Here is a 25,519-nt window from a genome sequence, read left to right as displayed (position 1 = left end):
AGGGCCCCTTCGCGGGCAAGCCCGCTCCCACAGTGTGCCGGTGTACACAAGACCTTTGTGGGAGCGAGCTTGCTCGCGATGAGGCCAGTGGCGACACTGCAAAACTCAGGCAACTACACTTTACGGATGACGGTTGCGCACTAAACCCGCAAAATGCAACGATTCCGGCAATTACCAACGACATCGCCTGGGCGCGTTGTCGATATAGCCATCGTTCCAATCAGACTGGGCCTGCTGACTCTATGCGAATGCGCCTTATGTTACTGGGCGGCGGAAATGCCCTTGGGCAGGCGCTGATTCGCCTCGGTGCGGAGGAAGACATCGGTTTCCTCGCCCCCCGCCCGCCGCAAGACGGCTGGGATGCCGCGAGCCTGACACAACTGCTCGACGACACCCGTCCCGATGCATTGATCAACCTTGCGTACTACTTCGACTGGTTTCAGGCCGAGGCAGTCAGCGAACAGCGCCTGGCCGGCCAGGAGCGTGCGATCGAGCGTCTGGCGGAACTGTGCCAGCACCACAACATCGTGCTGCTCCAACCTTCCAGCTATCGCGTGTTCGACGGCTCCCGCGCCACCGCCTACAGCGAAAAAGACGAACCGGTGCCCTTGGGCCTGCGCGGCCAGGCATTGTGGCGGATCGAGCAAAGCGTTCGCGCCACCTGCCCGCAACACGTGCTGCTGCGTTTCGGCTGGCTGTTGGACGACAGCCCGGATGGCGCCCTTGGCCGCTTCCTCGCCCGTGCCGAACAACCCGAAGAACTGTTGATGGCCGATGACCGGCGCGGCAATCCGACGCCGGTCGACGATGCCGCCCGGGTGATCATTTCCGTGCTCAAGCAACTCGATTGCGCCGCGCCGTTGTGGGGCACCTACCATTACGCCGGGCATGAGGCGACCACGCCGCTGGCGCTGGGGCAGGCGATTCTGACCGAAGCGCGCAGCCTGCATCAGTTGGCCATCGAAGCCCCGACCGCCCAGGCCCACGCCGCGCGTCCGGATGCGGCGGAAGAGCCACAACACGCGGTACTGGCCTGCAAAAAAATTCTGCACACTTTCGGGATCAAACCACGCGCCTGGCGTGCGGCGCTTCCCGGTCTACTGGACAGGTTCTATCGCCATGGCTGACGGTCCCGTTTTGATCACCGGTGGTGCCGGTTTCATTGGTTCGCACCTGACCGACGCCCTGCTTGCCAAGGGGCATGCGGTGCGGATTCTCGATGACCTGTCCACCGGCAAGCGCAGCAACCTGCCGCTGGACAATCCCCGGGTCGAACTGATTGTCGGTGACGTGGCCGATGCGGCCGTGGTTGCCCGGGCCATGACCGGCTGCAGCGCCGTGGCGCACCTGGCGGCCGTGGCGTCGGTGCAGGCTTCGGTGGACGATCCGGTACGCACGCACCAAAGCAACTTCATCGGCACGCTGAACGTCTGCGAAGCCATGCGCCAGACCGGCGTCAAACGCGTGCTGTTCGCCTCCAGCGCGGCGGTGTATGGCAACAATGGCGAGGGCGAGTCGATTGACGAAGACACGCCCAAGGCCCCGCTGACTCCTTATGCGGCGGACAAGCTGGCCGGTGAGCACTACTTCGATTTCTACCGTCGCCAGCATGGGCTGGAGCCGGTGGTTTTCCGCTTCTTCAACATCTTCGGCCCGCGCCAGGATCCGTCCTCGCCGTATTCCGGGGTGATCAGCATTTTCAGCGAGCGCGCACAGAACGGCCTGCCGATCACGGTGTTCGGTGATGGTGAGCAGACCCGGGATTTTGTCTACGTCGAAGACCTGGTCGACTTGCTGGTGCAGGCCATCGAGAAGCCCCGGGTCGAAGTCGGTGCGGTCAACGTCGGCTGGAACCAGGCGACGACCCTCAAGCAAATGCTCGAAGCGCTCGAAGCCGTGGTCGGCAAGCTGCCACCGGTGAGCTACGGCCCGGCGCGCTCCGGTGATATCCGTCACTCCCGGGCCAACAACCGGCGTCTGTTGGAACGCTTCACTACCGCGGAGCAGACTCCGATGCGTATAGGGTTGGCGCGATTGCTGGGTCGATAGATGACTGCCCTGCGGACATGAAAAAGGCGCCTTTTTACAGGCGCCTTTTTCACGGCCGGAATTTACCTTGAAGCGGGTAGATTCCCTGTGGCGAGGGGGCTTGGCGGATCGCCGCACCGTCCCGTTCAACTGCGCAGCAGTCGCCATCAGTATTTAGTCTGCTCACCAGCAAGCCTCATTCACCACCACGTGAACGTTCTTTAGAACTTGTAACCCAGACCAACCATGTAGATGAACGGATCCACATCCACGTCGACCTTGGCACGGGTGCCCGGGGCAATCGAGTTGTTTTCAACGGTGGCGCGGGTATCGATATCGATATAACGCACCTGGGCGTTGAGCATGACGTGCTCGGTCAGCATGTAGTCGGCACCGACCTGCCAGGCCATGCCCCAGGAGTTCTTCGCCTTGAAGTTGCTGAAGCCGGCGGACTGGGCTTCGCTGCCGACGTGTTCGTCGTAGATCCAGGTGTAGTTGATACCGGCGCCGACGTACGGCTGAAACGCGGACTTCGCGTCCAGCGGGTAATACACCACGCTCAGGGTTGGCGGCAGGTGCTTGAGCGTGCCGAGTTTGCCGTTGGCGGCGCCCAGGGCGGTGCCTTTGAGTTTGACGTCATGCTCGAACGGCGTGGCCGCCAGCAATTCGATCCCCCAATTGTTGGTGAGCATGTAGGCGACGTTCAGGCCCAGTTGGGTGTCGCTGCTCATGGTCGCCTTGCCGCCCAGGTCGGCGCCCGCCAGCGGGCCTTGATCGACCTTCACGCTGGAACTGTCGGCTTTCGGGTTAACGGTGATGGCGCCCGCACGAAGGATGATGTCACCGGCCTCGTGGGCGTGGGCGAGCGGGGCTGCGAGCGCGAGGGCAACCAGCGAAGCGCTGAGCATGGACTTGTTCATGGGGGCTCCAGAGGACGTTAAAAGTTTTCGATGTCCAATGGTAAGCCGGCTAACTATCCAGTCTTTTGATGCAGCTCAATGAAAGTGAGGGATGACTGGTTCTTGTGTTGTTTTTGATGGCCCCATCGCGGGCAAGCCCGCTCCCACAGGGGAACGCATTCCAATGTGGGAGCGGGCTTGCCCGCGATGGCTGTCGATCAGACGCTACATGACTGTCGGATTCACTCCGGCAATTCATACAGGTAAATCTTGTCCGCCTCCATCTGATACCCGGCATCCGCCAGTTCGCTGGTGGACGCCTTGACCTGCAATGCGCCTTCGATCCAGTAAGGCTGATACAACTCGTCGAGCTTCACACCGACTTCGCTCTTGACGTGCACGATCTGGTTCGACGGCGGTGGCGGCACATGGATGCAGGCGCCGAAATACGGCACCAGCAGGAACTCCGTGGTGCGTCCTTCCTCGCTCACTTCCAGCGGCACGATATAACCCGGCAGGCGAATGTTCTGGCCATCGAGGGTCTTGACCACCGGTGCATTGGGCAGGTCTTGCTTGGCGGCGGGCGCCGATTCGGCCGACAGCGCATTGCTCATCTGCGACAGATCATGCAGCGGCGTCATGTTCGGCACTTCTTTCGGCGCGTCGGGCGGGATCATCTCCGACCAGGTCAGGTCTTTTGGCTGGGCCGCCCAGAGGGGCAGGGCGACCAGCATCAACAGCGCAAGTACAGCGCGGGGCATTTTCAACGTCCTCATAAACGGATCGACAGGCCATCGGCCAGGGATTGGCGATAGGCCCGCCAGGCCGGCACGCTACCCATCAGCAGCGCGGCGATCAGGATGCCACCGAGCAGTGTCCATTCATACTCGCTCGGCCAGGAGAGAGGCAGGAACAAGCCATAGTTGGCCTGCACATAACCCTGGGCCGCCGCGATGCACACATACAGCAACGCCACACCGGCGATCACGCCCGACAGCGCGAGGGCGAAGGCTTCGAGCACCAGCAGCGTCGCGACATGCCAGGGTCGTGCGCCCACCGAACGCAGGATCGCCATCTCCCGGCGGCGTTCATTGAGGCTGGTGAGAATGGCCGTGAGCATGCCGATCAATCCGGTCAGGACCACAAACAGCGAGACCACGAACAGCGCTTTTTCCGCCGTGCCCATCAGGCTCCACAACTCTTGCAACGCCACGCCCGGCAGGATCGCCAGCATCGGTTCGCCGCGGAATTCGTTGATTTCCCGTTGCAGGGCAAAGGTCGAAATCTTGTTGTTGAGACCGAGCATGAATGCTGTGATCGCTTGCGGCGTGAGGTCCATGTTGCGCGCCTGATCGGCCGTGATGCGCCCCTCGCCCCGGGCCGGCACGCCGTTATGCCAGTCGATGTGAATCGCTTCCATGCCGCCAAGGCTGATGTGCAGCGTGCGGTCCACCGGCGTGCCGGTGCGCTTGAGTATGCCGACCACGGTGAACGGTTTGTCGTCGTGCTTGACCAGGCTGATCGCCGCCACGCCGTGGGCCAGCACCAGTTTGTCGCCGAGTTTGTAGTGCAGCGCCTCGGCCACTTCGGCGCCGAGCACCACTTCGAACGGGTCAGTGGCAAACGGCCTGCCATCGGCCAGTTCCAGGTGTTGCCGGCGGCCGTACTGGTAATGCTCGAAGTAGGCTTCGGTGGTGCCCATCACCCGGTAGCCACGATGGGAGTCGCCGAGGGACATCGGGATTGCCCACTTCACCTTCGGGTTGCTGGCGAAGTGTTCGAAGCTGTCCCAGCGGATGTTGTTGGTGGCGTTGCCGATGCGGAACACCGAGTACAACAACAGGTTCACCGAGCCGGAGCGGGCGCCGACGATCAGGTCGGTGCCGCTGATGGTGCTGGCGAAGCTGGCCTTGGCTTCGGTGCGCACGCGCTCCACCGCCAACAGCAGGCACACCGACAGGGCGATAGCGAATGCGGTGAGGATCGCGGTGAAGCGGCGGTTAGCCAGGCTGGCCATGGCTAGACGAAACAGATACATCTCAGACCTCGGACGGGGTGGCGGCGCGATTGAGTTCGGCCAGCGACAGGTTGTGATCGAACAGCGGCGCCAGACTCTGGTCATGGCTGACGAACAACAGGCTCGACCCGGCTTCGCGGCACTCGGCGAACAGCAGGCGAATGAAGTTCTCGCGGGCGTCGTAATCGAGGGCCGAGGTCGGCTCGTCGGCGATCACCAGTTCCGGTTGCCCGATCAGCGCGCGGGCGGCGGCGACCCGTTGCTGCTGGCCGATGGACAGTGAGTCGGCGCGGCGACCGAGGATGTTTTCATCCTTCAGGCCCAAGTGGGCAAGCAGTGTCGCGGCGGCTTTGTCGACGCTGCCGTGGCGTTGTTTCGCCCGTTCGGCACGCAGCTTCGAGAAGTGGCAGGGCAATTCGACGTTTTCACGCACCGACAGGAACGGCAGCAGGTTGAACTGCTGGAAGATGTAGCCGGTGTGATCGACGCGGAAGTGGTCGCGGGCGCCGGCCGAGAGTTGCGTCAGCTCCTGGCCGAGCAGGCGGATACTGCCGCGATCGGGTTTTTGTACGCCGCCGAGCAGGCCGAGCAAGGTGGTCTTGCCGCTGCCGCTGGGGCCTTTGAGGAACAGGGTTTCCCCGCGCTCCAGGCGAAACGCCGGGATGTCCAGCAGCGGCGGGTGACCGGGCCAGCTGAAGCCCAGGTCGGACAGTTCGATGAGTGCTTGGGTCATTTAGCCGATTTCATGAATGTTGATGACCTGTGTAGGAGCCGGCTTGCTGGCGATGAACGATAACGCGGTTTCATTGACAGACCGCGGCGTGGCGATCGCCAGCAAGCCGGCTCCTACGGAACAGGGTGGATTCAGAATTTGAGGGCCGCAGACTTGGCCGTCACTTCAACCCCTTGCTGCCCGCTCGGGCCGATCAGTTGTACCTGAATTTTCTGGGTGGCCGGGAACGAGTTGAAAATGTTCGCCAGGTCCAGGGTCTTCAACGCTCCTGGAGTGGCACAGGTGAACTGGTAGTGGGCGTGGATTTCGCTGTGATCGTGATGATGCTCATCCTTGGCGTCTTCATCGTGGTCATCGTCGGCATCCGGGGCATCGCCGAACAACGGGCTTTCCAGTTCCTGGTTTTCCACTGTGCAGCCGGCGGCTTTCGGCAGGTTGAACAGGGCCAGCGGTTGCTCGAGCAGAGCACGGGCGGCGACGACTTTGGCTTTGTCGGCATCGCTGCTGGCGACATGCTCGAAACCCACCAGGTTCATCGCCGGGCTTTCCAGCTCCAGCTCCAGGGTCTTGCCGTCCAGCGCCGCATTCAGGCGTCCGACACCATGTTCGTGGGCGCCGAGGCTGGCATGCTCATGATCGTGTTCGGTGGCGGCATGGGCGACAGTCAACGGCAACATGGCAAACGGCAGGGCGAGAAGCAGACGACGCATGGCGAGTCTCCGAATAGTAAAATGAAGAAAATGTTATGTAATCTTATAACGTAAGTGCGAAGAGTTTGACTGCCTGCTTGGCGTTGCACAAGCCCCATGGGAGCATGCATAGAAGAAATGTGCGGGAGCAGACCTATGTTGCGAATTCGCGGAAGCATCGGCGACTGGCCGGTGGATTTGACCCTGGAGATGGACGACGCGGACTGGGCGCGACTGGGGGCGCAGGTGCAGGTGGAAAAAACCGCAGTCAGCACATCGGCGGCGAAACCGCTGAATCAGGATGATGCGCTGTGGCAGATCGCCAGGGATTTACTGCGCAAGGCCGGGCAGCTCAGTGGGCCGGACCTGCTCGATCAACTCGAAGGGCTGACCGGTAGCGCGGCGGCCGGCAAGCGCCTGTTGGTGCGCTTGCGGCACAGTCCGGATGTGAAGGTGGAAAGCGGCGCCGATACGCCGATCTACCGCTGGTTGTAGGAGCCGGCTTGCTGGCGATGAACGATGACGCGGTTCACCTGATGGAGCGCGGCGTCTGCATCGCCAGCAAGCCGGCTCCTACAGGTCAGTACAGCGCGGCAAACAACTTGCGGCGGTACGTGGTCACCAGCGGGTGGTCATTGCCCAGCAACTCGAACACCTGCAGCAAGGTCTTGTGCGGCAAGCCTTCGCTGTAGCTGCGGTTGCGGGTGAACAACTTCAGCAAGGCATCCAGCGCGGCATCGTACTGCTGACGGGCCAGTTGCTGGATCGCCAGTTGATAAACCGCTTCATCGTCCTGCGGGTCTTTCGCCAGCCGCGCCTTCAGATCGGCGGCATCCGGCAGGTCCCTGGCCAGGCCGAGAAACTTGATCTGCGCCTTGGCTCCGGCCAGCGCAGCCTTGTGCTCGTCGCTCTTGACCGCATCGAGCACGGCTTGCGCTTCGCCCAGTTCACCGCGCTCGGTCAGGCAACGGGCGTACAGGATCAGTGCCTTGGCGTTGGTGTTGTCTTCACCCAGGATCACTTTGAGCAGCGCTTCGGCATCGGCAAAACGGCTGTCATCGAACAGCGCCTGGGCCTGTTCGAACGGATCGGCGGCGGCCGGTGGCGGCATCTGCACATGGGGTTCGAGCAGGGCGCGCACGGCGGATTCCGGCTGCGCTCCGGCAAAGCCATCGACAGGCTGGCCGTCCTTGAACAGCACCACGGTCGGCAGGCTGCGAATACCGAAGCGGGCGACGATGTCTTGTTCGAGGTCGCAATTGACCTTGGCCAACAGCAATTCGCCCTGATAGCTCTCGGCAATGCTCTGCAACATCGGCATCAGCACTTTGCAGGGCGCGCACCATTCGGCCCAGAAATCCACCAGCACCGGTTTGTGGAAAGAGTTCTCGATCACCGACTGGTCGAAATCGGCAGTCGTGGCGTCGAAGATGTACGGCGTTTCCTGACTCATGGGCAATCTCGTAAAAGCGTGAATAGGGCAACTATACGGTCAGGCGCGGGCAGCGTGGTAGAGGCTCACATGCCGAAACTCGTGGGGCTCGGCCAGATCCGGCAGCGTCATGGCTTCGAGCATTTCGATGCGTTGGTACAACGGATGACGGAAGTCCCGCACTCGGGAATCCGCGACCAGCGCCTCTCGGCCGCGGCTGAGGAACTGGTCGAGCAGCGGCAGGTTCGCCCGGTCGTACAGCACGTCCGCCACCAGAATCAGATCGAAGCGATCGGCCTCGGCGAAAAAATCCGTCGAGTAGTTGAGCTCTACGTCATTGAGTTCGGCATTGGCCCGACACGCGGCAATCGCCAGCGGGTCGAGATCGCAGGCCAGCACTTCGAGCGCCCCGGCCTTCGCCGCGGCAATGCCCGCCACCCCGGAACCGGCACCGAAATCCAGCACCCGCTTGCCATCGACCCAATGCGGGTTGGCGGCCAGATAGCGGGCCACGGCCAGGCCACTGGCCCAGCAGAAACTCCAGTACGGCGGCTCATGCAGGATGCGCCGGGTTTCTTCCGGGCTGAAGGCGCGGTCCATCTTGTCGCCGTCGATCAGCCACAGCTTTAAATCTGTTTCCGGCAACGGGCAGGCCACCAGTTGCGCATCACCCAGCAGGTCAGCCAAGGCCCGTTGCAGGTCGAGCGGTGCACTCATGGGGCTTTGACGAATTGCAGTTGGCCAAGGGCCTGGGTGGTCGGCTGGGTAATCTGCTGCGATGGCAGGTGCAGGATCAACTGCCCGGACTGACTGGCGCGACCGCGCAGTTCAACACGGGCCCCGGCCGGGAAGGATTCCGGATTGAAACGCAGGTGAAACGGCAGCACCTGGTTGTTGCCGATCAGGCTGGAACTGGCGAGCAATTGTTGCGGGCGGTCTTTTTCGTCGATCACCAGCAATGCCAGTTCGACTTCAGCGCCGGCCGGCACGCCTTGCAGGGTGCCGCTCAATTCGCGCTGATACGCAGGCAGCGGGCCAAGGTCGGCGGCCTCCCGGGCCTTCTTCTGCGCTTGCTGCGGCGCCGGGCCAGGCGTTGGCGGCTGGGGCTTGGGTGCATCGCTGCCGCAAGCCACCAGCAGGCTGAAAACACTGAGCAAAATGAGCGGACGTAACGACATTAGTGGCTCCATAAAGCTGAATTCCATGGATCAAGTGATCATCCCGTCTGTATACCGCAAACCCTATGGCTTGTCTTGCCACCGGGATGCGCTACCATGGCCCTCCCTTTTTTTGTTGCCTGCCACCATGCACTGTCCCTTCTGCGGTGCCAACGACACCAAGGTCATCGACTCGCGTCTGGTCGCCGAGGGCGAACAGGTGCGCCGCCGGCGTGAATGCCTGGCCTGCGGCGAGCGCTTCACGACGTTCGAGACGGCTGAACTGGTGTTGCCGCGCCTGATCAAAACCGACGGCAGTCGCCAGCCGTTCGACGAAGAAAAACTCCGCGCCGGCATGCAGCGCGCGCTGGAAAAGCGCCCGGTGAGTGTCGAGCGTCTCGAGTCGTCGCTGGTGCACATCAAACACAAACTGCGCGCCACGGGCGAGCGCGAGGTCAAATCCCTCGTGGTCGGCGAACTGGTGATGGCCGAGCTGCAGAAGCTCGACGAAGTCGCCTACATCCGCTTCGCTTCGGTATATCGCCGCTTCCAGGACCTCAACGAGTTCCGCGAAGAGATCGATCGCCTGGCCCGTGAACCGGTGAAAGAATGACCACGCCCGCAGAACAAGCCATCCTCGATGCTCATTTCATGGCCCGTGCCCTGGAACTGGCGCGCAAGGGGCATTACACGACGCACCCCAATCCGCGGGTCGGTTGCGTGATCGTGCAGGGCGGGCAGATTGTCGGCGAAGGCTGGCACGAGCGCGCCGGCGAGCCTCACGCTGAAGTCCACGCTCTGCGTGCCGCCGGTGAACTGGCCCGGGGCGCCACCGCTTACGTGACCCTTGAACCTTGCAGCCACCACGGCCGCACACCGCCTTGCGCCGATGCACTGGTCAACGCCGGTGTGGCCCGGGTGGTCGCGGCGATGCAGGACCCGAACCCGGAAGTTGCCGGTCGCGGTCTGCAACGCCTGGCCCAGGCCGGTATCGCCAGCGAAAGCGGCGTGCTGGAAGGCGAAGCGCGCAAGCTTAATCAAGGCTTTCTGAAGCGCATGGAACACGGCTTGCCGTTCGTGCGGGTCAAGCTGGCCATGAGCCTGGACGGGCGCACGGCGATGGAAAGCGGCGAAAGCCAGTGGATCACCGGCCCGGCGGCGCGCTCGGCCGTCCAGCGTCTGCGCGCGCAAGCCAGTGTGGTACTGACCGGCGCCGATACGGTGCTGGCGGATAACGCGCGGCTGACCGTGCGCGCCGATGAACTGGGCCTGGATGCCGGGCAAACGGCCCTGGCCATGAGCCGCCCGCCGCTGCGGGTGCTGGTCGACGGCCGCCTGCGGGTGCCGCTGGATGCGCCATTCTTCAAGGCTGGCCCGGCGTTGGTCGCCACCTGCGTGGCAGTGGAAGAGCAGTACGCCAACGGCCCGGAGTGCCTGATCGTGCCGGGCTACGATGGCCAGGTCGATCTGCATCAACTGCTGGTCGAACTCGCCGCCCGCGGCGTCAACGAGGTGTTGGTCGAGGCCGGCCCGCGCCTGGCCGGTGCGTTTGCCCAGCTCGGGCTGGTGGACGAGTTTCAGATATTCATCGCCGGCAAGTTCCTGGGCTCCTCGGCGCGGCCGCTGCTGGACTGGCCGCTCGCGCAAATGAAGGATGCGCCGGAACTCAAAATCACCGAAATTCGTGCAATTGGCGATGACTGGCGGGTCACTGCCATTCCTTTGCCAGCAGCAAGCGTATAATTTCCGGCCACGCTACAGCGTTGGCTTTGTTCTCGAGGAGAACCTCATGTTTACCGGCATCATCGAATCCATCGGCAGTATTCGTGCATTGACCCCAAAGGGCGGTGATGTGCGGGTTCACGTAGAAACCGGCAAGCTCGACCTGAGCGACGTCAAGCTGGGCGACAGCATCGCGGTCAACGGCGTGTGCCTGACCGCTGTTGAATTGCCGGGCAACGGTTTCGCCGCCGACGTCAGTCGCGAAACCCTCGACTGCACCGCCATGAACGACCTGAAAAGCGGCAGCCCGGTCAATCTGGAAAAAGCCCTGACCCCGACCACTCGCCTCGGCGGGCATCTGGTCAGCGGTCATGTCGATGGCGTGGGTGAAGTGGTTGCCCGCACCGAGAACGCACGTGCCGTGGAATTCCGTATCCGCGCACCGAAAGAACTGGCCAGGTACATCGCCCATAAAGGCTCGATCACCGTCGACGGCACCAGCCTGACCGTGAACGCAGTCGATGGCGCCGAGTTCCTGCTGACCATCATTCCGCACACCCTGAGCGAAACCATCATGGCGTCGTATCAGCCGGGTCGCCGGGTGAACCTGGAAGTGGACTTGCTGGCCCGTTACCTGGAGCGCCTGCTGTTGGGCGACAAGGCCGCAGAGCCGACTGCCGGCAGCACCATCACCGAAAGCTTTCTGGCCCAAAACGGCTACCTCAAATCCTGAAGCTCAAATTTCGCAAAAAGGGGGTGCCTTGTGGCGCTCAATAGCATCGAAGAACTGGTTGAAGACATCCGCCAAGGCAAGATGGTCATCCTCATGGATGACGAAGACCGCGAGAACGAAGGCGACCTGATCATGGCCGCAGAGTGCTGCAAGCCCGAGCACATCAACTTCATGGCCAAGCACGCCCGTGGCCTGATCTGCATGCCGATGAGCCGCGAGCGTTGCGAACTGCTCAAGTTGCCATTGATGGCGCCGCGCAACGGTTCCGGTTTCGGTACCAAGTTCACCGTCTCGATCGAAGCGGCCACCGGTGTGACCACCGGCATCTCCGCCGCCGACCGCGCGCGTACCGTGCAAGCGGCGGCCGCCCGTGATGCCAAGGCCGAAGACATCGTCAGCCCGGGCCACATCTTCCCGCTGATGGCCCAGGCCGGCGGTACCCTGGCCCGTGCCGGCCACACCGAAGCTGCCTGCGACCTGGCGCGCATGGCCGGTTTCGAGCCGAGCGGCGTGATCTGCGAAGTGATGAACGACGACGGCACCATGTCCCGTCGCGCCGAGCTGGAAGCCTTTGCCGCCGAACACGACATCAAGATCGGCACCATCGCCGACCTGATTCACTACCGGATGATCCACGAACGTACCGTTCAGCGGATTGCCGAGCAGCCGCTGGACAGCGAACTGGGCCAATTCAACCTGGTGACCTATCGTGATTCCGTGGAAGGCGACGTGCACATGGCACTGACCCTGGGCAATGTCTGCGCCGAAGAACCGACCCTGGTTCGCGTGCACAACATGGACCCGCTGCGCGACCTGCTGATGGTCAAGCAGCCAGGCCGCTGGAGCCTGCGCGCCGCCATGGCTGCGGTTGCCGAGGCTGGCAGTGGCGTGGTGCTGCTGCTCGGTCACCCGCTGGATGGCGATGTGTTGCTGGCGCATATCCGCGAAACCGCCGACCACACAGCCGTGAAAAAACCGACCACCTACAGCATTGTCGGTGCCGGTTCGCAGATCCTGCGTGACCTCGGTGTGCGCAAAATGCGCCTGATGTCGGCACCGATGAAGTTTAATGCGATATCCGGTTTCGATCTGGAAGTTGTAGAATACGTGCCCTCCGAATAATGACCGGTTGTCCCCGGCCTTGAATTCGCGGTTCAAATATCACTGAGGGACGCGTACGAGACGCGTCCCGGCTCTTTAAGAGATCTAACGAATGACCCTGAAGACCATCGAAGGTACCTTCATCGCCCCTAAAGGCCGCTACGCTCTGGTAGTGGGCCGTTTCAACAGCTTCGTCGTTGAAAGCCTGGTCAGCGGTGCAGTTGATGCCCTGGTTCGCCATGGCGTGAGCGAAAGCGACATCACCATCATCCGTGCGCCTGGCGCCTTCGAAATCCCGCTGGTTGCGCAGAAAGTCGCTCAGAAGGGCGAGTTCGCGGCAATCATCGCCCTGGGCGCGGTCATTCGTGGCGGTACTCCGCACTTCGAATACGTGGCTGGCGAATGCACCAAGGGCCTGGCCCAGGTGTCCATGGAATTCGGCGTACCGGTCGCTTTCGGCGTCCTGACCGTTGATTCCATCGAGCAAGCCATCGAACGTTCCGGCACCAAGGCCGGCAACAAAGGTGCTGAAGCTGCCCTGTCCGCTCTGGAAATGGTCAGCCTGCTGGCGCAGTTGGAGGCCAAGTGATTAGCGACGAAAGCGATCGTTTCAACCCGCGCGATCCAAAGCCTGCGGATGCCGGCAAGCCATCGAAAAGCGTCAAGCGTCGCGAAGCCCGTCAGCTCGCGACCCAGGCGCTGTACCAATGGCACATGGCCAAGCAATCGCTGAACGAAATCGAAGCGCAGTTCCGGGTCGATAACGATTTCAGCGATGTCGATGGCGCGTACTTCCGCGAAATCCTGCACGGGGTTCCGCAATTCAAGAGCGAAATCGATACCGCCCTCACGCCTTGCCTCGATCTGACCATCGAAGAGCTCGACCCGGTTGAACTGGCGGTTCTGCGCCTGTCCACCTGGGAACTGCTCAAGCGCGTCGACGTGCCGTACCGCGTTGTGATCAACGAAGGTATCGAACTGGCCAAGGTCTTCGGTTCCACCGACGGCCACAAGTTCGTCAACGGTGTGCTCGACAAACTGGCGCCACGTCTGCGTGAAGCTGAAGTGAAGGCGTTCAAGCGCTAACCAGCGCTTGAAACTGCGATGGGCGAGTTTGAGCTGATCCGCAATTTCTTCGCCGCCGCGCCTTGTGCGCAGGGCGGCGAAGGCGTTGCCCTCGGGATTGGCGATGACTGCGCCTTGCTGGCGGTTCCCCCTGGGGAGCAGTTGGCGATTTCTACCGATACGCTGGTGGCCGGTGTGCATTTCGCCGACCCCTGCGATCCGTTTCTGCTCGGTCAGCGCTCGCTGGCCGTGGCCGTCAGCGATCTGGCCGCCATGGGCGCCACCCCGATTGCCTTTACCCTTGCCCTGACCTTGCCGACGGTGACCGCCGATTGGCTGCAAGCCTACGCCCGTGGTTTGAACCAGATGGCGCAAAGCTGTGGCGTGGCGCTGGTGGGCGGTGACACCACCCGGGGGCCATTGAGCCTGACCATGACCGTGTTCGGTCGCGTACCGAGTGGCCTGGCGTTGACCCGCAGCGGCGCACGGCCGGGCGATCTGCTGTGCGTCGGTGGCGAGTTGGGCAATGCCGCCGGTGCCTTGCCCCTGGTGCTCGGTCAGCGCACGGCCGAGGCGAGCATTGCCGAGCCGTTGCTGGCGCATTACTGGTCGCCGCAACCGCAGCTCGGCCTGGGTCAGGCGCTGCGGGGCAAGGCCACTTCGGCGATGGATATCTCCGACGGCCTGCTGGCCGATTGCGGGCATATCGCGCTGGCCTCGAAGGTCGCCATCGAAGTCGAACGGGAGCGTTTGCCGCTGTCGCAGAGCCTGGTCGACTTTCTCGGCCGATCGCAGGCACAGATCGCGGCCCTGAGTGGCGGCGACGATTACGTCCTGGCCTTCACGCTACCGTCCGTCGAGTTGCCGCTGTTGCTGGCCGATGGCTGGCCGATCCATGTGATTGGGCGGGTGGTAGCGGGGCAAGGTGTGACGCTGCTGGACGCCGATGGCAAAGACATCACCCCGCAAACCCGGGGTTATCAACATTTTCGGGAGTCACCGTGACAGATCATCCCAAACAGGTCCCGGCGGAATTCGTACCGCCGTCGGTCTGGCGCAATCCATGGCATTTCCTGGCGTTCGGCTTCGGCTCGGGCACCTTGCCAAAGGCGCCCGGCACTTGGGGGTCGTTGGTTGCGCTACCCTTTATCCCGTTGTGGCAGATGCTGCCCGACTGGGGATACTGGCTGATGCTGGGCATCACCATGCTGTTCGGTTTCTGGCTGTGCGGCAAAGTGGCCGACGATTTGCGGGTACACGACCATGAAGGCATCGTCTGGGACGAGATGGTCGGGATGTGGATCACCCTGTGGCTGGTGCCGGAAGGTTGGCAGTGGTTGCTGGCGGGTTTCTTGATGTTCCGCTTCTTCGATATCCTCAAGCCGTGGCCGATTCGCTGGATTGATCGGCACGTACATGGTGGTGTCGGCATCATGCTCGATGATGTCCTGGCAGGAGTTTTCGCCTGGTTGGCGATGCAGGGGCTGGTTTGGTTTTTCGCCTGAACGGGGTTTCCAGGTGTTGACCAGCACAACTGTTAATCGAGGGAAGCAGGGATGGTTCTACGTGGATTGATGGTGATGGCGTTCTCGATGTTTTGCTCCTTTGCCCAGGCGGGAGGAGGGAGTGCCACGCCGCCGTCGGTGATTCATCTGGCCAGTGAAGACTGGGAAGACTACACCGCCGCCGACGGTCATGGGCTGGGCTGGGACGTGCTGCGACAGGTGTTCGAGCCGGCGGGCGTCAAGGTCGACATCCGCTCCGAGCCCTACCTGCGTTCGCTGGGCCTTGCCGAGCGGGGTGAAGTCGATGCCTGCGTCGGTTCCTATCGCGACGAGTCAGAGGGTGTGCTTTATCCCCGCTGGAATTTCGACACCGATCACATCTATGCCCTGGGCTTGGCGAGCAGTCCGGTGCCGACCCCGGAAACCCTGGGCAATTATCGACTGGCCTGGGTCCGCGGCTACGATTATCAGGATTACCTGCCCAATGTGCGCCACTATGACGAGGTGTTGCGGCGTACCGGCATCGTGTCGATGCTGACCCACAACCGCGCCGACTTTTACATCGATGCGCAGACCGAAGTCGATTACGTGCGCAAACGTGCCAAAGATCCTTCACAGTTGCGCAGCACCCATATCGCCGAGCTGCCGCTGTACCTGTGCTTTGCCAAAACGTCGAAGGCGCGTAGCCTGATGGCCCTGTTCGATCAGCGCATGGAGCAGTTGGTCAAAAGCGGCGAGTTGAAACCGATCTTCGAACGCTGGAAACAGCCGTATCCGTTTGATTCGAATGCTTCCCGGATCCAATGACCGACACAGAACCTTGTGGGAGCGTCTTCAGGGCGAATATCAAACTATTTGATAGTTATCGCCGATAATTCAGCCTAAGCGTCGCTTGGAACCTGCTGTTACAATGCCGGCTCTGCGAATCTTCAGAACTTTTAGATCAGGAGCACACCGGTGCCTGTCGTTTTTGTCGCCGCTTCCAAGCTGCCAACGCCTTTTGCGCAATTCACCATGCATGGCTTTCTCGATGAAGGCACTGGCCGCGAGCACGTTGTGCTGAGCCTGGGTGAGTTCGACGACGGTGCCCCGGTACTCGGCCGGTTGCACTCCGAATGCCTGACGGGCGACGCCCTGTTCAGCCAGCGTTGCGACTGCGGCTCGCAACTGGAGGCCGCTTTGCAGGCCATCGCCCGTGAAGGTCGTGGCGTACTGCTGTACTTGCGTCAGGAAGGTCGTGGCATTGGCCTGCTGAACAAGATCCGCGCCTATGAGTTGCAGGACGGTGGCGCCGATACCGTCGAAGCCAACGAGCGCCTGGGCTTTGCCGCGGACCAGCGTGACTACGCCATGTGCCTGCCGATGCTGGAGCACCTGGGCGTGAAGTCCTTGCGCCTGATGACCAACAACCCACGCAAAGTCAAAGCCTTGACCGACATGGGTATCGCGGTCGCCGAGCGCGTGCCGCTGCACACCGGCCACAACCCGCACAACCGACTCTACCTGGCGACCAAGGCCAGCAAACTCGACCACATGATGGGCAATGAACATCAGGGCGAGGTAGACCGGGCGTGACCCGCGGTCAGGTTCGGCGGCGACTGTCCGTCAGTTGGTGGCAATACCTGGCCCTGGCCCTGTTGCCGCTGTTTGTGATCAACGCGGTGTTCGGCCAGAGCGAAGCCATCCTGCCGGTTCTGGCGATGCCGTTGTTCATCGCCGGGGTCGCCTCGATGTTTGTCAGCCTGAAGTTTTTCGGCGCCTACAAACACGCACTGATCGCCACCCAGAAAGCCCTCGATACCGCTGAAGAACCTGGCGCGTGGATCAGCCTGGCGGCGAAACGCCGTGCGGCGTTCCTGGCCGCCGGCCTGCCGGCGTGGATCGGTGCCCTGGCGGTGTTCGTCGGTCTTGAAGCCGTGCCGTTGATGTTGCTGGCGCTGTCGACCGCCGTGCTGTTCTACCTCTACCGTATTCCGCGTCAACTCGGTTGATGCGCGCGCTCTGGCTGGCGGTTTTGTTGCTGGCCGCCAGCCCCTCGGCCATCGCGGTCGAGCGGGTTGTCAGCCTGGCACCGTCGCTCTCGGAAATCGTCGTCGAACTGGGTTCCGTCGATCTCCTGGTCGGTGTGCTGGACGCCGGTGAGCGGCCTGCAGAACTCAACGGATTGCCCTCCGTTGGCCGTTATGGCCAGTTGGACATGGAGCGACTGCTCAGCCTGAAGCCCGATCTGTTGCTGCTATGGCCCGGCAGCGTCGGCCCGGCCCAGCGCGACCAGCTCAAGCTCCTGAACATTCCCACCTACGTCGCCGAACCCCATAGCCTGGGCCAACTCACCGCGCAGATCGAGGTCATTGCCGCTCAACTCGGGCGACCTGAACGCGGGGTTTCATTGGCCAGCGATCTGCGTCGACGACTGGACGAACTGCGCCAACGCTATCGACGGGACGAGCCGCTACGAGTGTTCTATCAGGTCTGGGATCGGCCGCTGTACACCGTCGGCGGTGAGCAGATCATCAGCGATGCGCTGCAGGTTTGCGGTGCGCAAAACGTGTTTGCCGACCTGAAACTGCCAGCACCGCAAGTCAGCGTGGAAGCCGTGTTGCAGCGTAATCCCGAGGTGATTCTGGCCAGCGATCAGGCGCAGCTCGATGCGTGGAAAGCCTGGCCGCAGGTAGCGGCGGTGGAGCAAGGGCAATTGCGTCTGGTAACGGACAAAGGCCTGGAGCGGCCGAGCGGGCAGATGATCGAGGCCACTGCCAAGCTCTGCCGGTTGATCGCGCCCGATCGCTGACCTGTGGCGAGGGGGCTTGCCCCCGTTGGGCTGCGAAGCGGCCCCAAAAAACAAGCACTGCGATCTTTCTGATTGATCCGCTCAGCAGTGATTGCGACTGCTGCGCAGTCGAACGGGACGGTGCGGCGATCCGCCAAGCCCCCTCGCCACAAATGATCGAGTGGGGCTTTAGATCCCCGGCGTCCAGGTCACCCCGAACATCCACGCCCGACCTTCTTCGCGATACCCGTACTGGCTGCCCTGGTAGCTGTACAGCGCCCGGCTGTAACCCTTGTCCAGCAGGTTATCGACCTTCAGGTCCAGCCTGACTTCACGATTGAGCTGCCAACTGCTGCGCAACCCCAGCAACGCATAGCCCCCCAACGGCTGTTCATTGTTCAGGTCGTCGTAGCTGCTGCTGACCGCTTGCCAACTGGCGCCGAGGCCCAGGCGATCGAACTGTCGGTCCAGATCCCAGCTCAGGGTACGCCGTGCACGACGGGCCAGGGTGTGGCCCGAGTCACGGTCGCGCGGGTCGATGATCGCCACGCCGAGATTGCTCTGCCAGTCGAACAGTTCTTGCTTGAGTGTCGCTTCGAAACCGTTGATCCGCGCCGAGGCAACGTTTTCGGGGCGTGAGTTGCTGCTTAAGATGATCGCGTCTTCAAGGTCGGTGCGATACAGCGACGTCTCCAGGCGGCTGCTCTCGGTCAATTGACTGCGCCATTGCAGCTCGTAGCTTTTCGAGGTTTCAGGCTTCAGGTCCGGGTTGCTGAAGTCCGGGTAATACAGATCGTTGAACGTCGGTGCGCGGAAGCCTTCGCTGTAGGTCAGCAGCACTTCGTTGTCCGGGTTCAGCGGCAGGGTGAAGGTGCCGCTCCAGGTGTTCTGGCTGCCGAACTGCTGGTTGTCGTCGTGGCGCAGGCCCAGTTCCGTGGAAAAGCTGTCGACCTGATAGCGATGCTGGATGAATGCGGCGCGATTCCAGCGGCTGTCTTCGTCGAACGCCGTGGTGCTGTTGATCCGGTCCTCGTACCAGTCGCCGCCCAGCATCAGGCTGTTGCGCTCGTTGAGCGTCAGGTCGTTCTGCCAGGTCACCGAGTCGCGGTAGGTGTTGAACACCGTGCGTTCTTCGCTGAGCTTGTCGAGGGTCTTCTCGCGGTTTTCGCTGTGGCCGAAATCAATGCGGGTTTTCCAGAGATCGTTGACCCGTGCATCGACATAGCTACTGACGCTGCTCACATCGAATTCGCTGTAGGGCTGTTGCTGGACCGACTCGAACGTATTCATGTCGAAGCGGCCGAACGGATTGTCGAACTCGCTCTTGCCACGGTTATCCAGCACGTTGGCGCCGATCTTGATGTCATCGCTCAAGGCGTGGCTCAGGCTCAGGCTGAGCGACTTGTTGCGGTATTCGTCATGGTCGCCGTCGCTGGGGTATGACTCGTGGGTGCGATTGATCCCGGCGGTTTCATCGAGGCTGGCGCCGAGGTTGAAGCGGGTTCGCTCATCACCACCGGACAGGCCAAGGCTGCGCTCCCAGGTTTGGTTGCTGCCAAAGCCCATGTGCAGTCGAGGTTGCAGACCCTGTTCACCGCCACGGCGGGTGAAGATCTGGATCACCCCGCCAATCGCATCGCTGCCGTAAATCACCGAACGGGAGCCGCGCAGCACTTCCACGCGCTCGACCTGCTCGATGTTGATGTGTTGCAGGTTGCTGTCACCGGAGGTCGAGCTGCCGATACGCTGGCCGTCCACCAGCACCAGGCTCTGGGCCGACTGGGTGCCGCGGATGTACACACCTGGAAGACTGCCGCGTCCGCCGGTCTGCGCGACCTGCACGCCCGGCACCCGGCGCAGCAGGTCGGTGACGCTATCGGGTTGCAGGCGATCGATGTCTTCGCGGGTGAACACAGTATTGGCGGCGCTGCTGTCGTTGCGCGCCTCGACCTGGCGGTTGGCGCTGATCAGCACGTCGGGCAGCTTCAGGGCCTGGTCGCGCTCGAAGGTGTCGGCCAGGGCATGGGGGGTGGGCAGCAGGAATAGGGGGAGGGCGAGGCGGGAGAACTTCATGGGTAGTCCGATGGTGCTTTGAGGCGAATACAATTTTGAGAGGCCCACAAAACACTGTGGGAGCGGGCTTGCCCGCGAAGGCGTCGGCACACTCAACATTGATGTTGGATGTGCCGGCCTCTTCGCGGGCAAGCCCGCTCCCACAGGGATAGTGTGTTTAGCGGTTGAGCAGTTGCAGGCGTTCGCGGATCGAGGCCTCGATCCCGGCTTCATCCAGCCCACACTCGGCCAGCATTTGCGCAGGTTTGGCGTGTTCGACGTAAATGTCCGGCAAGCCCAGGTGCAGCATCGACTTGAGGATGTTTTCGCGGGCGAGGAATTCGCTGACCGCGCCACCGGCGCCGCCCATGATCGCGTTTTCCTCGACAGTGACCAACAGCTCATGGCTGCCGGCGATTTCGCGCACCAGCGCTTCATCCAGCGGTTTGACGAAACGCATGTCGACCACGGTTGCATCCAGCGTCTCGGCGACTTTCAGCGCTTCGGCCAGTTGCACGCCGAACACCAGCAAGGCGACTTTGCTGCCCTGGCGGCGAACTACGCCCTTGCCGATCTCGATCGGCTCGAGGTCTTTTTCGATGGTCGCGTTCGGGCCGTTGCCGCGTGGGTAACGCACCGCCGCCGGACCTTCATACAGGTGACCGGTGGTAAGCATTTTGCGCAGCTCGTTTTCATCGCTCGGGGTCATCACCAGCATGCCGGGGATGCAGCGCAGGTACGAAAGATCGAAACTGCCGGCGTGGGTCGGACCGTCTTCGCCCACCAGGCCTGCGCGGTCGATGGCGAACAGTACGTCGAGGTTCTGCACCGCGACGTCATGCACCAACTGGTCATAACCGCGCTGCAGGAAGGTCGAATAAATCGCCACCACGGGTTTGGCGCCTTCGCAGGCCATGCCGGCCGCGAGGGTGACGGCGTGCTGCTCGGCAATGGCCACGTCGAAGTAACGCAGCGGGAACCGTTCGCTGAAAGCGACCAGGTCCGAGCCTTCCTTCATCGCCGGGGTAATCCCGACCAGGCGCGGATCGGCAGCCGCCATGTCGCACAGCCATTCGCCGAACACACCGGAATATTTCGGCCCGCTGGCCTTTTTCGGCGCGGCAGCCGGGGCGTCCAGCGGTTCGAGTTTGGTGATGGCGTGGTAACCGATCGGGTCGACTTCCGCCGGGGCGAAGCCTTTGCCTTTCTTGGTGACGATGTGCAGGAACTGCGGACCTTTCAGGTCGCGCATGTTGCGCAGCGTGGCAATCAGGGTTGGCAGGTCGTGGCCATCGATCGGGCCGATGTAGTTCCAGCCCAGCTCTTCGAACAGCGTGCCGGGAACCAGCATGCCCTTGGCATATTCTTCGGTGCGACGGGCGATTTCCCAGGCACCGGGCAGGCGCGACAGGACCTTTTTGCTGCCTTCGCGCATGCTCGCGTAGGTGCGACTGGAAAGGATCTTCGCCAGATAGTTCGACAGGCCGCCGACGTTGCGCGAGATCGACATGTCGTTGTCGTTGAGGATCACCAGCATGTTGGCGTCCACTTCCGGCGCATGGTTGAGCGCCTCGAACGCCATGCCCGCGGTCAACGCGCCGTCGCCGATCACCGCGATGGCCTTGCGGTCACTGTTCTGCAGGCGGGCGGCGATCGCCATGCCCAGCGCGGCACTGATCGAGGTGCTGGAGTGGCCGACGCCAAAGGTGTCGTACTCGCTCTCGGAGCGGCGCGGGAAGGCTGCGATGCCGTCCTTCTGGCGCAGGGAGCCCATGCGCTCGCGACGACCGGTGAGGATCTTGTGCGGATAAGCCTGATGACCCACGTCCCACACCAGCCGGTCGTCCGGGGTGTCGAAGACGTAATGCAGCGCGATGGTCAGCTCGATCACGCCCAGGCCTGCACCGAAATGCCCACCGGTCTGGCCGACCGTGTAGAGCAATTCCAGGCGCAACTCATCGGCCAGGGTTTCCAGCTCGGCTTCGCCTAACCGGCGCAGGCCGTCCGGCGTGTTCGCGCGGTCGAGCAGGGGCGTGGTCGGGCGCTTGCGGGGAATCTCATGAAACGTCGTGGGCATCAGGCGAATCGTTATAGGTATAAAAGATGCGGCAGTTTACCTGATGCATCGTCCCCTGCCCACGCGTTGGTCCTTTTTGGCGGATTCGCCGTCAGCTGCGGCGATCGACGATATACCGGGCCAGTTCACGCAATGGCTCGGCCGCCGCGTCAAACGGTCGCAGCGCGTGCAGGGCCTGGTCGCGCAGCTCCAGGGCATAGGCCTTGGCGGCGTCGAGGCCGAGCAGGGCCGGGTAGGTCGGTTTGTCCCGGGCAATGTCGGCGCCCTGGCGTTTGCCCAGGGTTGCGGTATCGCTTTCGACGTCGAGAATATCGTCCTGCACCTGGAAGGCCAGGCCGATGGCCTGTGCATAAGCCTGCAAGGATTTCAGTTCGTCTTTCTCGGCACGGCCACTGGCCAGGGCGCCGAGCTTGACGCTGGCTTCGATCAGCGCACCGGTCTTGTGCCGGTGCATGTACTCGAGGGCTTTCTGGTCAAGCTTCAGGCCGACCGAGCCGAGGTCGATGGCCTGGCCGCCGACCATGCCCGCCGGGCCTGCCGCCAGTGCCAGGGCGCTGACCATTTGCAGGCGGATTTCGGCATCCGGGGCGCTCAGACGCGGATCGAGCAGGGCACTGAAGGCCAGGCTCTGCAAACCGTCGCCGGCAAGGATCGCGCAGGCTTCATCGAATTTCTTGTGGGTGGTCGGCTGGCCACGGCGCAGATCGTCATCGTCCATCGCCGGCAAGTCGTCATGCACCAGCGAATAGGCGTGGATCAGTTCTACCGCACAGGCCGCGCCGTTGGCTTGTTCAGGCTGGCCACCCAAGGCTTCGCACGCGGCGTAGGCCAGCAGCGGACGCACGCGTTTGCCGCCGTTCATCACGCTGTAGCGCATGGCCTCGTACAACCGTGCCAGCTCCGGGCCGGGTGCCGTGAACAGGGTTTCCAGAGCCGCATTGACGCGGGCCTGGCTGGTCGCCGAGTACGCTGCAATCATTCTGGCTGGTCCGCTTCGAAGGGTTCCTCGGCCAACTCGCCATCACGCTCGAGCAGCACCTGAACCTTTTGCTCGGCCTGGGCCAGCGCCGCCTGGCAATCGCGGGTCAGACCGATGCCTTGCTCGAAAGCGGCCAGCGAGTCCTCCAGCGACAATTCGCCATTCTCCAGACGCTCCACCAGCGTTTGCAGGTCGGCGAGGGACTGTTCGAAATCCAGTGCAGCTTTTTTGCGGGCCATGGCGGCGATTTCCGGTTGACGTTAAACCGGCGCGACACTAGCAGATAGGGGGTTCATGGGCAAATGAGCGGGGTGGTTGGTGCAAGGGTTTCAGCGCTCAGGATGCGCCTGGTCGGGATATTTGATCTGGTAGCGCGTACTGCGCCCGCCACCCGGCAGGCGCTGCAGGCAATCCTTGTCCAGCAGTTCGGCCAGATGCCGGGTCGCGGTTGCTTTGGAGACTTTCGCCACGGCCTGATACTGCGCCGCACTGATCCCGCCTTCGAATCCACGCTCCCCTGCGTCCAGCAAACGAATCAGTACTTTGGTTTGCTCGGTCGACAGCTCGGACTCGCGGTGCGCCTCCCAGAAGCGCGCTTTGCCCAGCACGGATTCTATCCGTGCCATGGCCTGTTGCAGGCTGCGCAATAGCGTTTGCAGGAACCATTCGAGCCAAACCGTAATGTCCGTGTTGGATTTCTGGCAGGTTTCCAGCACCCGGTAATAGCCGGATCGATCCTCGAGAATACTCGCCGACATGGCATAAAAACGGATTGCCTGAGCCTCGCCTTGAGCCAATGCAAGGTCGGTGATCGTTCTGGTCAGGCGACCGTTGCCGTCGTCAAACGGGTGGAGTGTGACAAACCAGAAGTGTGCGATGCCAGCTCGAAGCAAAGGGTCGGGCCTGGACTGATTTCGGCTGGTTTCAAACCATTCGAGGAAGGCATCGAGTTGGCGCTCAAGGCCCAGGCGAGGTGGTGCTTCGAAGTGCACGGTCGGTCTGTCGAGCCGACCGGAGACGACTTGCATCGGTTCATCGCCTCGCAATGCGCCGACACGAATCGCTCGGGCGGTGAGGTCGCTGTCCTGTTCCGGAAACAACCATTCGTGCCAGTCGAATAAACGATCCAGTGTCAGCGGCTCGGCAAAACGCTGCGTCGCATCTAGCATTAATTGCGCGAGCCCTTCACTGCGCTTGCTGACGTTGTCGCCATCATTGAGTTCCAACCCCAATCGCCGCGCCAATGAAGAACGAACTGAACCGACATTCAGCTGTTCGCCTTCAATCGCCGACGAGGTGACGATGTTTTGCAACAACGCATCCAGCTCACTTTGCGCACTCAGCGAACTCCCCACGGAGCTGGCCATACCCATTAGCCGACCTTGTGCTTGAACGCACTCGCGTAACAAGGGCGCCAGGCGTTCGGCGCTCCAGGTAAAACCCGGCCAATCAGGCTGCTGCCATATCCATTGAGGTGTCATGAACTTGATGCTCTAAGTGGGGTGAGCCGATTAAATGGGATATTCGGCTCACATAATGAGCCGAATATGATGCTTATTCGGCTCACCGTCCACCCGTTACCGTGACTCCTGCAGCAATTTCGGATTCGTCCGATTGTTAAAAAACACCCAACTGGCTAACCTTCGCGCCATCTACGACCCGACAGTCACGGGTCTTTCAGACGAAACGCAGTATTCACACCTGTAACGCGCTCAGGATCAGGCGCAAGGTTTCGTCATGCATGGCAGGAGGCGTCGCATGCGCTCATTTCTTTTGCTGCTGACCGGGCTGGTTTTCGCGCCTGTGATGCTGGCCGCGCCGAATGCCGAGCTGTCGGAGCTGGTGGGTGGCTGGCGTTACAACGGTCTGCTGGACCGGAGCGAAAACCCGCAAGTCGCCTATCCCACACCGCCGATTGATCGGGGTGTGCAGCGCAATCGCACGATGATCGAAGGCCAACTGAAGGCCTTGGGCACCCAGCGTGGGCCGCACACCCTGGCAGTCAACGGCAATCCGCTGAATCTCTATACCGACGAGCAAGGGCGTTTTGCCCGGCCCTATGCCTTTGGTGCCGGTTCCAACAGCGTGGAAATCCGCAGCGCCGAAGGCCAGTCGCTCAAGCGCGTTCAATTTTATGAAGCCAACAACCTGCGCACTCCGGCGAAGATTCGCGTGGTGCTGGGGTGGGATGACCCGAAGGCCGAACTCGATCTGCACATCGTCACGCCCGATGGCCAGCATGCCTTCTGGTCGCGCCCGGCCTTGACCAATGGCGGCGGCCTCGACCCTGACGGCGTCGATGGCCCGGGGCCGGAAATGTTCACCATGACCGCCCCCCTGCGTGGCACCTATCTGGTTTACGTGAACTATTGGGGCAACTTTGGCAGCGGCGGCTATAACTTCGATGAGACCAGCAACCAGAACGAGGTGATTACCTCGCAGATCAACCTGGTGCTCAACGAAAACACCGTCGATGAAAAACGCGAGACCTTCATCGTGCCCCTGCGCGCAATCGGCGACCTGCTGCTGGTCAAGACTTTCAACTACTAAGCATCCCGCT

General features: G+C 62.2%; 29 protein-coding genes. 16 read left to right on the top strand and 13 right to left on the bottom strand.

Translation table 11 applies throughout. The features are described from left to right. Positions 1-242: 242 nt before the first annotated feature. Together AB4O16_RS13230 and AB4O16_RS13225 are read left to right on the top strand one after the other, a co-directional pair. The gene (locus tag AB4O16_RS13230) at positions 243-1,127 is read left to right on the top strand and encodes a sugar nucleotide-binding protein (RefSeq protein WP_160390336.1); all 885 of its coding nucleotides are present in this window, start codon (positions 243-245) and stop codon (positions 1,125-1,127) included. Further along, entirely contained in the window at positions 1,120-2,049 is a 930-nt protein-coding gene (locus tag AB4O16_RS13225) for an NAD-dependent epimerase/dehydratase family protein (RefSeq protein WP_460157887.1), read from the top strand. Before AB4O16_RS13230 ends, AB4O16_RS13225 begins: the two co-directional genes overlap by 8 nt. Positions 2,050-2,249: 200 nt before the next feature. Here the strand turns inward: AB4O16_RS13225 and AB4O16_RS13220 are convergent, their stop codons facing one another. The 5 genes from AB4O16_RS13220 to AB4O16_RS13200 form a co-directional block, all read right to left on the bottom strand. Continuing rightward, complete coding sequence (locus AB4O16_RS13220; protein WP_160390334.1) at positions 2,250-2,948, bottom strand: OmpW/AlkL family protein; 699 nt, start codon at positions 2,946-2,948, stop codon at positions 2,250-2,252. A gap of 221 nt (positions 2,949-3,169) precedes the next feature. Next, entirely contained in the window at positions 3,170-3,688 is a 519-nt protein-coding gene (locus AB4O16_RS13215) for a DUF3299 domain-containing protein (RefSeq protein ID WP_056728945.1), read from the bottom strand. Positions 3,689-3,699: 11 nt separating this feature from the next. After that, entirely contained in the window at positions 3,700-4,965 is a 1,266-nt protein-coding gene (locus AB4O16_RS13210) for an ABC transporter permease (protein WP_160390333.1), read from the bottom strand. Between the two features lies 1 nt (position 4,966). Beyond that, on the bottom strand, positions 4,967-5,677 hold the full coding sequence (locus AB4O16_RS13205; RefSeq protein ID WP_057713120.1) for an ABC transporter ATP-binding protein: 711 nt from the start codon (positions 5,675-5,677) through the stop codon (positions 4,967-4,969). 131 nt (positions 5,678-5,808) lie between these two features. Continuing rightward, entirely contained in the window at positions 5,809-6,387 is a 579-nt protein-coding gene (locus tag AB4O16_RS13200) for a DUF2796 domain-containing protein (protein ID WP_460157886.1), read from the bottom strand. Between the two features lie 135 nt (positions 6,388-6,522). On the opposite strand from AB4O16_RS13200, the gene AB4O16_RS13195 reads away from it, so the two are divergent. Then, positions 6,523-6,861: a hypothetical protein gene (locus AB4O16_RS13195; protein ID WP_460157885.1), complete on the top strand. Its 339-nt coding sequence runs from the start codon at positions 6,523-6,525 to the stop codon at positions 6,859-6,861. Between the two features lie 85 nt (positions 6,862-6,946). On the opposite strand, the gene trxA is transcribed toward AB4O16_RS13195, so the two are convergent. The 3 genes from trxA to AB4O16_RS13180 are packed head-to-tail and all read right to left on the bottom strand — an operon-like array spanning position 6,947 to position 8,976. Continuing rightward, entirely contained in the window at positions 6,947-7,819 is an 873-nt protein-coding gene (gene trxA / locus AB4O16_RS13190) for a thioredoxin (RefSeq protein WP_160390330.1), read from the bottom strand. Between the two features lie 39 nt (positions 7,820-7,858). Then, a complete protein-coding gene (locus AB4O16_RS13185; protein WP_160390329.1) occupies positions 7,859-8,515 on the bottom strand; it encodes a class I SAM-dependent methyltransferase in 657 nt (218 codons plus the stop codon). Beyond that, entirely contained in the window at positions 8,512-8,976 is a 465-nt protein-coding gene (locus tag AB4O16_RS13180) for a YbaY family lipoprotein (protein ID WP_160390328.1), read from the bottom strand. The genes AB4O16_RS13185 and AB4O16_RS13180 overlap by 4 nt, the downstream gene beginning before the upstream one ends. A gap of 127 nt (positions 8,977-9,103) precedes the next feature. Here AB4O16_RS13180 and nrdR point away from each other — a divergent pair, with 127 nt between their 5' ends. The 12 genes from nrdR to AB4O16_RS13120 all read left to right on the top strand — a co-directional run bounded on the left by nrdR (position 9,104) and on the right by AB4O16_RS13120 (position 17,872). Next, positions 9,104-9,568: a transcriptional regulator NrdR gene (gene nrdR, locus AB4O16_RS13175; protein ID WP_003228656.1), complete on the top strand. Its 465-nt coding sequence runs from the start codon at positions 9,104-9,106 to the stop codon at positions 9,566-9,568. Next, the gene (gene ribD / locus AB4O16_RS13170) at positions 9,565-10,698 is read left to right on the top strand and encodes a bifunctional diaminohydroxyphosphoribosylaminopyrimidine deaminase/5-amino-6-(5-phosphoribosylamino)uracil reductase RibD (protein ID WP_160390327.1); all 1,134 of its coding nucleotides are present in this window, start codon (positions 9,565-9,567) and stop codon (positions 10,696-10,698) included. The genes nrdR and ribD overlap by 4 nt, the downstream gene beginning before the upstream one ends. 46 nt (positions 10,699-10,744) lie before the next feature. Beyond that, positions 10,745-11,410 carry a riboflavin synthase gene (locus AB4O16_RS13165; protein ID WP_460157884.1) on the top strand — a complete coding sequence of 222 codons (666 nt, stop codon included), beginning with the start codon at positions 10,745-10,747 and terminating at the stop codon, positions 11,408-11,410. 30 nt (positions 11,411-11,440) lie between these two features. Then, positions 11,441-12,532, top strand: coding sequence for a bifunctional 3,4-dihydroxy-2-butanone-4-phosphate synthase/GTP cyclohydrolase II (gene ribBA / locus AB4O16_RS13160; RefSeq protein ID WP_160390325.1), 1,092 nt, complete (start codon positions 11,441-11,443; stop codon positions 12,530-12,532). 91 nt (positions 12,533-12,623) lie between these two features. Further along, complete coding sequence (ribH, locus tag AB4O16_RS13155) at positions 12,624-13,100, top strand: 6,7-dimethyl-8-ribityllumazine synthase (protein ID WP_003228649.1); 477 nt, start codon at positions 12,624-12,626, stop codon at positions 13,098-13,100. Beyond that, the gene (gene nusB / locus AB4O16_RS13150; RefSeq protein WP_160390324.1) at positions 13,097-13,597 is read left to right on the top strand and encodes a transcription antitermination factor NusB; all 501 of its coding nucleotides are present in this window, start codon (positions 13,097-13,099) and stop codon (positions 13,595-13,597) included. Before ribH ends, nusB begins: the two co-directional genes overlap by 4 nt. Before the next feature lie 18 nt (positions 13,598-13,615). Further along, a complete protein-coding gene (thiL, locus tag AB4O16_RS13145; protein ID WP_460157883.1) occupies positions 13,616-14,581 on the top strand; it encodes a thiamine-phosphate kinase in 966 nt (321 codons plus the stop codon). After that, positions 14,578-15,081: a phosphatidylglycerophosphatase A family protein gene (locus AB4O16_RS13140; protein WP_007970166.1), complete on the top strand. Its 504-nt coding sequence runs from the start codon at positions 14,578-14,580 to the stop codon at positions 15,079-15,081. The genes thiL and AB4O16_RS13140 overlap by 4 nt, the downstream gene beginning before the upstream one ends. A 51-nt stretch (positions 15,082-15,132) precedes the next feature. Continuing rightward, positions 15,133-15,888: a substrate-binding periplasmic protein gene (locus AB4O16_RS13135; RefSeq protein ID WP_460157882.1), complete on the top strand. Its 756-nt coding sequence runs from the start codon at positions 15,133-15,135 to the stop codon at positions 15,886-15,888. A gap of 150 nt (positions 15,889-16,038) precedes the next feature. Continuing rightward, complete coding sequence (gene ribA, locus AB4O16_RS13130; RefSeq protein ID WP_007970170.1) at positions 16,039-16,656, top strand: GTP cyclohydrolase II; 618 nt, start codon at positions 16,039-16,041, stop codon at positions 16,654-16,656. Beyond that, positions 16,653-17,072: an MFS transporter gene (locus AB4O16_RS13125; protein WP_160390321.1), complete on the top strand. Its 420-nt coding sequence runs from the start codon at positions 16,653-16,655 to the stop codon at positions 17,070-17,072. The genes ribA and AB4O16_RS13125 overlap by 4 nt, the downstream gene beginning before the upstream one ends. Next, positions 17,072-17,872: a cobalamin-binding protein gene (locus AB4O16_RS13120; RefSeq protein ID WP_460157881.1), complete on the top strand. Its 801-nt coding sequence runs from the start codon at positions 17,072-17,074 to the stop codon at positions 17,870-17,872. Before AB4O16_RS13125 ends, AB4O16_RS13120 begins: the two co-directional genes overlap by 1 nt. A gap of 168 nt (positions 17,873-18,040) precedes the next feature. Here the strand turns inward: AB4O16_RS13120 and AB4O16_RS13115 are convergent, their stop codons facing one another. The 5 genes from AB4O16_RS13115 to AB4O16_RS13095 form a co-directional block, all read right to left on the bottom strand. Further along, positions 18,041-19,924, bottom strand: coding sequence for a TonB-dependent receptor domain-containing protein (locus AB4O16_RS13115; protein ID WP_460157880.1), 1,884 nt, complete (start codon positions 19,922-19,924; stop codon positions 18,041-18,043). Between the two features lie 157 nt (positions 19,925-20,081). Further along, positions 20,082-21,980: a 1-deoxy-D-xylulose-5-phosphate synthase gene (dxs, locus tag AB4O16_RS13110; protein ID WP_460157879.1), complete on the bottom strand. Its 1,899-nt coding sequence runs from the start codon at positions 21,978-21,980 to the stop codon at positions 20,082-20,084. A gap of 91 nt (positions 21,981-22,071) precedes the next feature. Continuing rightward, complete coding sequence (gene ispA, locus AB4O16_RS13105) at positions 22,072-22,959, bottom strand: (2E,6E)-farnesyl diphosphate synthase (RefSeq protein ID WP_460157878.1); 888 nt, start codon at positions 22,957-22,959, stop codon at positions 22,072-22,074. Then, positions 22,956-23,198, bottom strand: coding sequence for an exodeoxyribonuclease VII small subunit (locus tag AB4O16_RS13100; RefSeq protein ID WP_056728915.1), 243 nt, complete (start codon positions 23,196-23,198; stop codon positions 22,956-22,958). Before AB4O16_RS13100 ends, ispA begins: the two co-directional genes overlap by 4 nt. Before the next feature lie 90 nt (positions 23,199-23,288). After that, entirely contained in the window at positions 23,289-24,440 is a 1,152-nt protein-coding gene (locus AB4O16_RS13095) for a Fic family protein (RefSeq protein ID WP_460157877.1), read from the bottom strand. 277 nt (positions 24,441-24,717) lie between these two features. On the opposite strand from AB4O16_RS13095, the gene AB4O16_RS13090 reads away from it, so the two are divergent. After that, positions 24,718-25,509: a YfaP family protein gene (locus AB4O16_RS13090; protein WP_460157876.1), complete on the top strand. Its 792-nt coding sequence runs from the start codon at positions 24,718-24,720 to the stop codon at positions 25,507-25,509. The last annotated feature ends 10 nt before the right edge of the window (positions 25,510-25,519 follow it).

Source organism: Pseudomonas sp. S2_H10 (assembly GCF_054668285.1).
This window is presented reverse-complemented; position numbering and strand designations above follow the sequence as displayed.